13 protein-coding genes are annotated in these 9,665 nt (G+C 72.8%); 11 read left to right on the top strand and 2 right to left on the bottom strand.

Annotation, left to right across the window (positions count from 1 at the left end; all coding sequences use genetic code 11):
* The first annotated feature begins 55 nt into the window (after window positions 1–55).
* The 10 genes from ABD211_RS11430 to ABD211_RS11475 all read left to right on the top strand — a co-directional run bounded on the left by ABD211_RS11430 (window position 56) and on the right by ABD211_RS11475 (window position 8,209).
* Window positions 56–574 (top strand): hypothetical protein, encoded by a 519-nt coding sequence (locus tag ABD211_RS11430; RefSeq protein ID WP_344129165.1) that lies wholly within the window; start codon window positions 56–58, stop codon window positions 572–574.
* A 31-nt stretch (window positions 575–605) separates the two neighbouring features.
* Entirely contained in the window at window positions 606–1,241 is a 636-nt protein-coding gene (locus ABD211_RS11435) for a TrmH family RNA methyltransferase (RefSeq protein WP_344129167.1), read from the top strand.
* A gap of 43 nt (window positions 1,242–1,284) precedes the next feature.
* The gene (locus tag ABD211_RS11440) at window positions 1,285–1,935 is read left to right on the top strand and encodes a DUF6758 family protein (RefSeq protein ID WP_344129190.1); all 651 of its coding nucleotides are present in this window, start codon (window positions 1,285–1,287) and stop codon (window positions 1,933–1,935) included.
* Between the two features lie 108 nt (window positions 1,936–2,043).
* The gene (locus ABD211_RS11445; RefSeq protein ID WP_344129169.1) at window positions 2,044–2,202 is read left to right on the top strand and encodes a hypothetical protein; all 159 of its coding nucleotides are present in this window, start codon (window positions 2,044–2,046) and stop codon (window positions 2,200–2,202) included.
* Window positions 2,203–2,322: 120 nt separating this feature from the next.
* Entirely contained in the window at window positions 2,323–3,021 is a 699-nt protein-coding gene (locus tag ABD211_RS11450) for a PH domain-containing protein (RefSeq protein WP_344129171.1), read from the top strand.
* The gene (locus ABD211_RS11455; RefSeq protein WP_344129173.1) at window positions 3,021–3,860 is read left to right on the top strand and encodes a PHP domain-containing protein; all 840 of its coding nucleotides are present in this window, start codon (window positions 3,021–3,023) and stop codon (window positions 3,858–3,860) included. Before ABD211_RS11450 ends, ABD211_RS11455 begins: the two co-directional genes overlap by 1 nt.
* Window positions 3,861–4,015: 155 nt before the next feature.
* Complete coding sequence (locus tag ABD211_RS11460; protein WP_344129192.1) at window positions 4,016–4,636, top strand: MarC family protein; 621 nt, start codon at window positions 4,016–4,018, stop codon at window positions 4,634–4,636.
* A gap of 85 nt (window positions 4,637–4,721) precedes the next feature.
* Window positions 4,722–5,618 carry a RecB family exonuclease gene (locus tag ABD211_RS11465; protein WP_344129175.1) on the top strand — a complete coding sequence of 299 codons (897 nt, stop codon included), beginning with the start codon at window positions 4,722–4,724 and terminating at the stop codon, window positions 5,616–5,618.
* 3 nt (window positions 5,619–5,621) lie between these two features.
* Complete coding sequence (locus ABD211_RS11470) at window positions 5,622–6,878, top strand: Gfo/Idh/MocA family protein (protein ID WP_344129176.1); 1,257 nt, start codon at window positions 5,622–5,624, stop codon at window positions 6,876–6,878.
* A 98-nt stretch (window positions 6,879–6,976) separates the two neighbouring features.
* Window positions 6,977–8,209: an MFS transporter gene (locus tag ABD211_RS11475; protein ID WP_344129178.1), complete on the top strand. Its 1,233-nt coding sequence runs from the start codon at window positions 6,977–6,979 to the stop codon at window positions 8,207–8,209.
* A gap of 4 nt (window positions 8,210–8,213) precedes the next feature.
* Here the strand turns inward: ABD211_RS11475 and ABD211_RS11480 are convergent, their stop codons facing one another.
* Complete coding sequence (locus ABD211_RS11480; protein ID WP_344129180.1) at window positions 8,214–8,636, bottom strand: Fur family transcriptional regulator; 423 nt, start codon at window positions 8,634–8,636, stop codon at window positions 8,214–8,216.
* Between the two features lie 146 nt (window positions 8,637–8,782).
* Between ABD211_RS11480 and ABD211_RS11485 the strand changes: the two genes are divergently transcribed.
* Complete coding sequence (locus tag ABD211_RS11485) at window positions 8,783–9,301, top strand: DUF2231 domain-containing protein (protein ID WP_344129182.1); 519 nt, start codon at window positions 8,783–8,785, stop codon at window positions 9,299–9,301.
* A 7-nt stretch (window positions 9,302–9,308) separates the two neighbouring features.
* Here the strand turns inward: ABD211_RS11485 and ABD211_RS11490 are convergent, their stop codons facing one another.
* Window positions 9,309–9,608 carry a translation initiation factor 2 gene (locus ABD211_RS11490; protein WP_344129184.1) on the bottom strand — a complete coding sequence of 100 codons (300 nt, stop codon included), beginning with the start codon at window positions 9,606–9,608 and terminating at the stop codon, window positions 9,309–9,311.
* Between the last annotated feature and the right edge of the window lie 57 nt (window positions 9,609–9,665).

Here is a 9,665-nt window from a genome sequence, read left to right on the forward strand (position 1 = left end):
GTTTGCGGGGAATATGAGCAGGTCACCGGGCTTATGCTGGCGGTGGGAGGTCGCTATGTCGCAGGAGTCTTCCGCCGCCCAGCCGTCCGCCGCCCCGTCGTCCGCCGCGTTGGCCTTCGACCGCGACGAGTGGGAGCTGCTGGTCACCCTGCCCCGCCGGGTCGTGATCGCCGCGACGTCGGCCGAGCCCGACACCACACGCCGCACCGTCTCCGAGGGACTGGCCGGGCTCGAGGCGATCGCCGCCGGCCGGTCCTCGCCCAGCCGGCTCGTCCGCGAGGTGGTCGCGGCGATCTACGCGGCGGACGACCGGGGGGAGCCCACCGCCGAGGTCTTCGACGACCCCGTGGCCGGCATCGCGCAGACCATGGCCGCCTGCCGGCACGCCAACGCGGTGCTCAAGCACAGGGCGCGGCTGGTCGACGCCGCCGGCTACCGGGCGTGGCTCGCCGAGGTCGCGGCCGCGGTCTGCGGCGCCGCGCACACCGGCGGCGTGTTCGGCGTCGGCGGCGCACGGGTCACGGTCGCCGAGGGCCGCTTCCTCGACGACCTCGCCGACGCACTCGCGGTCTGACCCGCGCGCTCACGCCCGTACTCTCGCGGGGGTGGACAGTGAGCACGACGGCGAGCGGGTCGGGGTCGGACCGTGGGCCGGTGAGTGGCCGGCCGATGAGCGCTACGACCCGCAGCTGCTCGCGGACGGCGACCGGCGCAACGTCGTGGACCGCTACCGCTACTGGCGGCACGACGCGATCGTGGCCGACCTCGACGCCCGGCGGCACGACTTCCACGTGGCGATCGAGAACTGGCAGCACGACCTCAACATCGGCACCGTGGTGCGCACCGCCAACGCCTTCCTGGCCCGCGAGGTGCACATCGTGGGCCGGCGGCGGTGGAACCGGCGGGGCGCCATGGTCACCGACCGTTACCAGCACGTGCGCCACCACGAGACCGTCGAGGCGCTGCTGGCCTGGGCGCGCCGCGCCGACCTGGTGCTCGTCGGCATCGACAACCTGCCCGGCTCGGTGCCGATCGAGACGGTCCACCTGCCGCGGCGCTGCGTGCTGCTGTTCGGTCAGGAGGGTCCGGGGCTGTCCGGGCCGGCGCGGGAGGCCGCGGCGCTCGTGTGTTCCATTTCCCAGTACGGCTCGACGCGCTCAATCAACGCGGGAGTTGCCAGCGGTATCGCCATGCACGCCTGGATACGGCAATACGCGGGGCCATCTCCCGATAGGGCTTGACGATCATTGGTGAATCACGCACCGTAATCATGTGGGCCTTACGGTGCAGTGCCCGCGCTGTTTCGGCGGGGTGAGACCGCCGGATTTGACGAGTTCCCAGTGGCGCTGTGACCGCTGCGGAGAGGTCGATCCGTTTTATGTCTCCGAACGAATCTCGCCCGAAATACTGGGCGCCGTCCGGGACCGGGTCCGCGCGGCGGACGAGGCGCTCCCGATCTGGTGCCCGTGGCCGCTGCTGCCCGGCTGGACCGTGTCGGGCGTGGGGTGGGTGGGCGACGACCGGTCCCCGCCGCAGGGCACGGTCGTCGCGTGCTCGGGCCCGGCGCCCCTGGGCAACGGTCCCGCGGATCTCGTGCTGGTGGCCGAACGCCCCGGCACCGGGCTCGGCGCGTGCCTTGCCGGCCTGCCCGGGCCGGACCCGGGCGACTGCCTGAAGGCGGCCGTCGGCGGCGCGGTCGCGCACGCGAAGGTCCGCGCTGCCGGACATCCGACTCCACTGTGGTCGGTGACGGCCGGCGATGGCCGGTGCGCGTACGTGGGTGAGGCGCGCGGGCTCTGGCTCTATGTGATCGCGTGGCCGGCGGCGGCCGGGTACCTCCTTGCGGAGCAGGTGTTTCTGCAGGACCTGGCCGATTGTCTGCCCAGCGAGCTGGTCTACGGGGCGCCTTCGCCGCAGCTTCGGCCGTCCGCGTGACACGTCGTCAGGTCGACGCCGAAGCGCTCCCTACCGATGGGTCACCTGCTACCGTATGAATCACTGCGGCCTAGCTAATAAGGGCCGCGGAGGAGGGTGGACCTCGTCATGGTCAAGAAGATTCTCACGTGGGGCGCTATTGCGTTCCTGATTTTCTTTGTCGCATACCGTCCACAGTCGGCAGCGGATGTCTTCAAGTCCATTGGTGGCGGCATCATGGATATCGCCACCGGATTTGGTGACTTCTTCACGAGCCTGGTCACCTGATCGGGCCCGATGACCGACGAGTTTGATGGCGCTGGCGGCGGTCGCAATGAGCGCCGCCAGGCGGATAGCGAACATCCCACTGAGCAACTTCCGCGTGACCGTCCCGGCTCCGGCCAGCCGATGCCGCCTGGCGGAGCCGGCGATTCCACCGCCGACTACGACGCCCTCACCAACCCTCCCCCCCGACCCTCGTTCGACGACGACGAGTTCGCCGACTACGGCGGCGACGTCTACGGCACGGCGGGCGGCCCCAGCGACGACGACGCCAACGAGCCGCGTCGGCCGGGCGGCGCCAGCGACCTCGTCAACCGCTACCTGTTCCCCACCGAGCGCTTCCGCGGCGAGTGGCGCCGGCACTGGATCCACATCGTCAAGCGGCTCGCGTTGGGCGTGCTCGTCACGTTCGCCCTCGGCTGGGTGGCCGGCCTGCTCGCCAAGCAGGAGGTCCCCTACGGCATGGCGATCGCGGTGGTCGTCTGGCTCCTGCTGATCGGCTACCTGCTCTGGGACGTCCTCGAGTGGTACGTGTGCCGGTTCGTGCTGACCAACAAGCGGATCATGCTGATCCAGGGCGTCTTCAACCGCTCGGTGGCCATGATGCCGCTCAGCCGCGTCACCGACATGAAGTACACGCAGTCAGCGCTCGGCCGGGTCCTCGGCTACGGCACGTTCGAGATCGAGTCGGCCGGTCAGGACCAGGCGCTGCGCAACGTCGAGAACCTGCCCAACCCGACCGACCTCTACCTCCAGGTCGTCGAGGAGATGTACGAGCCGGAGGCCTCCGAGGCGCGCCGCGCCGCCCAGGCCGACGGAACCTGATGCGCATCGACCTGCACACGCACTCCAACCGCAGTGATGGGACGCTGACCCCGGCCGAGGTCATGGCGGCGGCTGCCGCCGCCGACCTCGACGTGGTCGCCCTCACCGACCACGACACGACCGCGGGGTGGGACGAGGCGTCCGCGGCGGCCGAGGCCGTGGGCATCCGCCTGGTCGGCGGCATCGAGATCTCCTGCCGGTGGTACGGGACGGAGCCCGCGATCGGGCTGCACCTGCTGGCGTACCTGGTGGATCCGGCCGACCCGGCACTGACCGCCGAGCTGGCCCGGGTACGCGACGCGCGGGTCCACCGCGCCGAGCGCATGGTCGAGCTCATGCGCGCCGACGGCGTCGACGTGACCATGGACGAGGTCCGTGGGTACGCGGCCGGCGGCACGATCGGCCGGCCGCACCTGGCCCAGGCGCTCATCCGCCGCGGCATGGCGACCACGGTCGGCGAGGCGTTCGCGCCCCACCTGCTCGGCGAGCGGTGGCGGCTGCCCAAGGACGATGTGGACGTGTTCCGGGCGCTCGACCTGGTGCGCGCGGCCGGTGGTGTGCCGGTGTTCGCCCACCCGCGCGCCACGGTGCGCGGCCGGGTGGTGCCCGACGAGCTGATCGCCCGGATGGCGGCCGCCGGCCTGGCCGGCCTGGAGGTCGACCACGCCGACCACACCCCCACCCAGCGCGCCGAGCTCCGCGCCCTGGCGACTGACCTGGACCTGGTGGTCACGGGCTCGAGCGACTTCCACGGCGCCAACAAGCCCATCCCCATCGGCGCCAACCTCACGTCCCCCGCCTCCCTGGACGCCATCCTGGCGGCACCGACCGTCCGCTGACGCCACCGCGCGTGCCACGCAAGATCAATTCTGCAAAGGTCGACTTTTGGCGGCTTCGAGGGCGCGGATAACCGGCAGAAGTCGACTTTTGCCGGTGTGGGCGGCGGGGTGGGGTGGCGCGCGAGATCATGTGGGGGTCGGCGGAGGGGTGGGGTGTGGACGTCAAGCTGTTCGGGGAGGTTCTGGTCACGCTGCTGGTGATCTCGGATCCACCGGGGATGGTGCCGATCTTTCTCGCGCTGACCGGCGCTATGCCGAAGCGCGAGCGGAACAAGGCGGCGTGGCAGGCGGTCGCGCTGGCGCTCGGCGTGATCTTCGTCTTCGCGGTCGGCGGCCGGCAGATCGTGACCTACCTCGGCATCGGCGTGCCCGCGCTGCAGGGCGCCGGCGGGATCCTGCTGCTGCTCGTGGCGTTGGAGCTGCTCACCGGCAAGGCCGACGACCCGACCAAGCAGTCCACGAGCAACGTCGCGCTCGTGCCGCTGGGCACCCCGCTGCTCGCGGGGCCCGGCATGATCGTGGCGACCATGCTCTTCGCCGAGCGGGCCCACGGCGTGCCCGGCTTCGTCGCCATCTCGCTCGGCATCGTGCTCGCCCTGCTGCTCGTCTGGTTGACGCTGCGGTTCTCCGGGTTCATCGTGAAGCTGCTGCGGCCCAGCGGCATCGAGGTGCTCACCCGCATCGCCGGCCTGCTGCTCGCGGCGATCGCCGTCCAGCTGGTGGCCGATGCGGTCGCCGAGTTCGTCACCAACTACCTGCATCCGCCGCCCGCCTGACCCGGGTCGCCCGGGCGCGCCGCCGGGGTCGGATGTGTCGGACGTAGATGGCAGTATCGGTGCCGACGCGGGAGGGCGGTGGCCGATGAGGGGTGGCGCACGGACAAACGGCGCGCGGGCCAACGGCGACGAGCAGCCCGGGCTGTTCAGCGCGCCGGCGCGGCTGTTCGTCTGCACGCCGAGCAAGCTCTCGGCGTACGAGGACTGCCCCCGTCGATACCGCTTCGCCTACGTCGACCGGCCCGCGCCGCCCAAGGGGCCGCCGTGGGCGCACAACTCGCTCGGCGCGAGCGTGCACACGGCGTTGCGCGCCTGGTTCGACCTGCCGCCCGCCAAGCGCCGCCCGCAGTCGCTGCCCACCCTGCTGCGCGCCACGTGGGTGCGCGAGGGCTACCGCGACGACGCCCAGGAGCACGAGGCGTTCACCACGGCGGTCGGCTGGCTCGAGGCGTACGTGGCGGATCTCGACCCGGGTTTTGAGCCGCTCGCCATCGAGCGCACGGTCGCCACGAAGACCGCGACCCTCGCCCTGTCCGGTCGGGTCGACCGCATCGACGAGCGCGACGGCGACCTGGTCATCGTCGACTACAAGACGGGTCGGTCCCGGCCCGGCCCCGACGACGCCCGCGGTTCGCGCGCGATGGCGCTCTACGCGTTGGCGGCGTCGCGGGTCTTCCGCCGGTCGTGCCGCCGCGTCGAGCTGCACCACCTGCCCACCGGCACGGTCGCCGCGCACGAGCACTCCGACGAGTCGCTGGCCCGCCACCTGCGCCGGGCCGAGGAGTCGGCGGCCGACGCGGTCGCGGGGGAGCAGGCGGTCGTCGCCGGCACCGACCCCGACGAGGCCTTCCCGGCCAACCCGGGCGCGCTGTGCGGCTGGTGCGACTACCGGCGCTCCTGTCCGGCCGCCGCCGACGTTCCGGAGCGGGCGCCGTGGGCGTCCGTCGAGCGCCTCGGCGCGCCCGCGACCGGGGAGGCGTGACCGGTGCCCGCCCCCGTCACGATCGCCGTGCTCGGCACGGGCTCGCGCGGCAACACCTTCGCGGCGTACGCGGAGCGGTTCCCCGACCGGGCGCGCGTGGTGGCCGTGGCCGACCCGCGCACGGCGCGCCGGGACACGCTCGCCGACCGGCACGCGGTCGCCCCGGAGCTGCGTTTCGACGACTGGCGCGCGCTGGCCGCCGGGCCCCGCGTCGCCGACGCCGTCGTCATCACCACCCCCGATCGCGAGCACGTCGGCCCGGCCGTCGAGCTCGCCGGTCAGGGCTACCACGTGCTGCTGGAGAAGCCGATCGCGCCGACGCGGGCCGAGTGCGTCGACGTGGTCCGCGCGGTCGAGCGGGCCGGCGTGGTGCTGGCGGTGTGCCACGTGCTGCGCTACACGCCGTACACGGCGGCGGTGCGCGACGTCGTCGCCGCCGGCCGGGTCGGCGACGTGGTCGGCGTGGAGCACCTGGAGCCGGTGGGCTGGTGGCACTTCGCCCATTCGTACGTGCGGGGCAACTGGCGCGACGAGGCGACCTCGGGCCCGAGCCTGCTCACCAAGTGCAGCCACGACCTCGACTGGCTGCGCCACATCGTCGGCCGGCCGTCGGTGCGGGTGTCGAGCGTGGGCGGGCTGCACCACTTCACCGCCGCCAACCGCCCGGAGGGGGCCGCCGACCGGTGCCTGGACTGCGCGGTCGAGGCCGCCTGTCCGTACTCGGCGAAGCGGTTGTATCTGCGGCGCCTTCAGGAGTTTCCGGGGCGGTGGCCGCTGACGGTGGTGACCACCGACCACAGTGAGGCGGGCGTGCTGGCGGCGCTGCGCGAGGGCCCCTACGGCCGGTGCGTCTACGCGGGCGGCAACGACGTGGCCGACCACCAGGTCGTGACCGTCGAGTTCGAGGGCGGGGTGACCGCCACGCTGACGATGAGCGCGTTCACGCCCATGGGGCGCCGCCGCACGCGGATCATGGGCACCCGGGGCTTCCTGGAGGGCGACGGCGAGCGGCTGACCGTCACCGACTTCGTGACGGGCGACGCCGTGGCCGTCGAGATCCCGGGCAGCGGTGGCGACGCCGCCGGCGGGCACGACGGGGGCGACTTCGGGGTCATGGACGCGTTCGTGACGGCGGTGGCGACGGGCGACCGGTCGAATATCCGCTCCGGCCCCCGCGAGTCGCTGGAGAGCCACCTCATGGCCTTCGCGGCGGAGGAGAGCCGTCGCACCGCGTGCGCCGTGCCCGTCTGGGCCGACTAGTCTGCTTTCCGCCGACCGATTCCTCGCCGAATCTCTTGCGTCGGGCCTGTGCCGCGACGAACATGAGTGAGATTCACTTCATGTGGCGGAGGTCTCCCTTGAGCGTTGAGAACCGGCGGGCCCGGATGGCGGTCGCGGCTGCCTACGCGGTGCAGGGGCTCGGCTTCGCCGGCGTGGTCACCCAGGTGCCCGCGCTCAAGGACCGCTTCGGCTTCGACGAGCTGGAGCTGTCGCTCGTCCTGCTCACCGTGCCGGTGGTCGCCGGCGTCGGCAGCGTCCTCGCCGGCGTCCTCGTGCCCCGGTTGGGCAGCAGAGCCGTGCTGCGGGTCGCCGGTCTCGGCGTGTGCCTCGGCCTCGCGCTCATCGGCGCCGCCAGCTCGCTCTACCTGTTCTTCCCGTTCGTGGCCCTGTTCGGGCTCGCCGTCGGCGCGGTCGACGCGACCATGAACATGCAGGGCGTCGCCGTCCAGGAGCGGTACGGGCGCAGCATCATCGCCTCGTTCCACGCCTGGTGGAGCATCGCGGGCATCGCCGCCGCCCTGATCGCCTCGGTCACCGCCTGGGCCGGCTGGCCGCTCTGGCTCGCCATGGGGTCCGTCGCGCTGCTCGGTGTGCTCGTCGCGACGGCCGCCGGGCCGGCGCTGCTGGCCGACCGGCCCGCGCCGGCCACCGCCTCGGAGATCACGCTGCTGGAGGGCCTACCCGCGCCCGGCACCGCCGAGGAACACCCGGTGACGGCCCCGACCGCGCCCGTCGCCGCGGCGGCCATCCGCTGGGCGGCGGTGACCATGGTGGGTATCGCCGTCATGATCATGTATATCGGCGAGTCGTCCGTGTCGACGTGGAGCGGCGTGCTGCTCGACGACGGGCTGCAGGCGGCCGCCGGTGTGGCGCCGCTGGGCTGGGCGGCCTACCTGGGCTGGCAGTTGGTCGGGCGGGTCTTCGCGGACCGGGTCGTCGGGCGCGTCGGGCCGAGCGCCACGGTCGGCGCCGGCGCCGTCATCGGGGCCGTCGGCTTCGCCGTGGCGTCCGTGGCGCCGGTGCCGTGGCTGGCCATCGTCGGGTTCGCGCTCGTCGGCCTCGGGCTCTGCGTCGTCGTGCCGCTCGCGTTCTCGGCGGCCGGCGCGCTGGACCCGACCGGGTCCGGCGTGGTCATCGCGCGGGTGAACCTGTTCAACTACGCGGGCTTCGTCGTGGGCAGCGCGCTCATCGGCGTCATCGGCGACTCGGTCGGCCTGCGCGCGGCGTTCGTCGTGCCGGCCGTGCTGGCGCTCGGGATCCTGCCGCTCGTGGCCGCCTTCCGCACCCGACCGGCGCTGGCGGCCGCCTGAGCCGTCAGTCGACAGCGTTGAGCTGACAGGCGGGGCACAGGCCCCAGTACGTAACTTCCGCTTCGTCGATCACGAAGCCGTGCGCCGTGGACGGGTCGAGGCACGGGGCCTCGCCCACCGCGCAGTCGACGTCGGCGACCTCGCCGCAGCCCCGGCACACCACGTGGTGGTGGTTGTCGCCGACCCGGCTCTCGTAGCGGGCGGGGCTGCCCGCGGGCTCGATCCGCCGGGCCAGGCCGGCCCGCGACAGCGCTCCGAGCACGTCATAGACCGCCTGGGTGGACACTGAGTCGAGGCGTGTCCGCACCTGGGTGGCGATCTCGTCGACCTCCAGGTGACCGCCCCGGGTCAACACCTCCAGCACAGCAACCCGCGGCCGCGTAACTCGCAGGCCGCGGGAGCGAAGAAGGGTCTCCAGCGGGGACATCCCATCCATGAGAGCACGCGATCGAACGCGGTGACAACATCGCGCTGGTCACGGCCGTCGCTGAACGGTACCGGTCGGATGTACGTGTGCGCGGATGACCGGTCCCCGCCATACTCTGTCCCCGACCGGCCATCTGAGGAGGCGTCATGTTCGACGAGATTTCCGGTATCCCGGCGCACCCCCTGCTCGTCCACGCCGCGGTGGTCTTCATCCCGCTGCAGATCCTGCTGGGGATCGGGTACGCCCTGGTGCCGGCCCTGCAACGGAGGATCGGTTGGGCCGTGCTCGCGACGGCGGTGATCGGACCCGTGGCGGCGTTCTTCGCGAAGGAGTCCGGTGAGGCCTTCGAGGACCGGCTGGTCAAGGGCGGCATGACCGAGCTGACCAAGGTCCACGAGCACGCCGACTTCGCCGAGGTCACCCTCTGGCTCTCGCTCGCGCTGGGCGTACTCGTGATTGTCCTGATGCTCGTGGAACGTCGGCGCCGCACCGCGCCGCCCGCCGCGACCGACGCGGACGCTGCCGCGCCGACCGCCCCCAGCGGCGGGGCGAAGTACCTCGCGCTCCTGCTCGCGGTCGCGGTCGTCGTGGTCGGGGTGGCCACCGGCTACTACGTCTACAAGACCGGCGACACCGGCGCGAAGATGGTCTGGAGCGGGCTGTAGGCCCTGCTCAGAACAGCGCGCGGGCGCACAGCACGCACACGAGCACGACCAGCAGGGCGCCGACCAGCAGGGCGACGCCGAACGTGACGCCGCGCGCCTTCGTCTCCGCCGCGTCGATGGCGTCGTGGTCCTGCGCCGGCAGCGACCGCGGGGGCGGCGGCTGGACGACGTGTTCGGGGCGCCAGCCGGTCGGCGGCGGGTTGGACGGTGGCGGCCCGGGGTAGGCCGGCTGGTCGCGACCGGCGGCGGGCCGCGTCGGGTCGCCCCCCTCGGTGGGGCGCCGCCAGTACGCGTCGTCGGGCTGCACACCGGCACGCTACCTGAGCCGGCACGCAAAACCGCCGCCGTGACACCGGGTGGTGTC

This window comes from Luedemannella flava, assembly GCF_039528515.1.
In the GTDB taxonomy this organism is placed as follows: Bacteria; Actinomycetota; Actinomycetes; order Mycobacteriales; family Micromonosporaceae; genus Luedemannella; species Luedemannella flava.

Excerpts from the sequence above, each read along its gene's own strand:
- ABD211_RS11430 (WP_344129165.1), top strand. The coding sequence starts at position 56 with ATGTCGCAGGAGTCTTCCGCCGCCCAGCCGTCCGCCGCCCCGTCGTCC.
- ABD211_RS11445 (WP_344129169.1), top strand. The coding sequence starts at position 2,044 with ATGGTCAAGAAGATTCTCACGTGGGGCGCTATTGCGTTCCTGATTTTC.
- ABD211_RS11450 (WP_344129171.1), top strand. The coding sequence starts at position 2,323 with ATGCCGCCTGGCGGAGCCGGCGATTCCACCGCCGACTACGACGCCCTC.
- ABD211_RS11455 (WP_344129173.1), top strand. The coding sequence starts at position 3,021 with ATGCGCATCGACCTGCACACGCACTCCAACCGCAGTGATGGGACGCTG.
- ABD211_RS11465 (WP_344129175.1), top strand. The coding sequence starts at position 4,722 with ATGAGGGGTGGCGCACGGACAAACGGCGCGCGGGCCAACGGCGACGAG.
- ABD211_RS11480 (WP_344129180.1), bottom strand. The coding sequence starts at position 8,636 with ATGTCCCCGCTGGAGACCCTTCTTCGCTCCCGCGGCCTGCGAGTTACG.
- ABD211_RS11485 (WP_344129182.1), top strand. The coding sequence starts at position 8,783 with ATGTTCGACGAGATTTCCGGTATCCCGGCGCACCCCCTGCTCGTCCAC.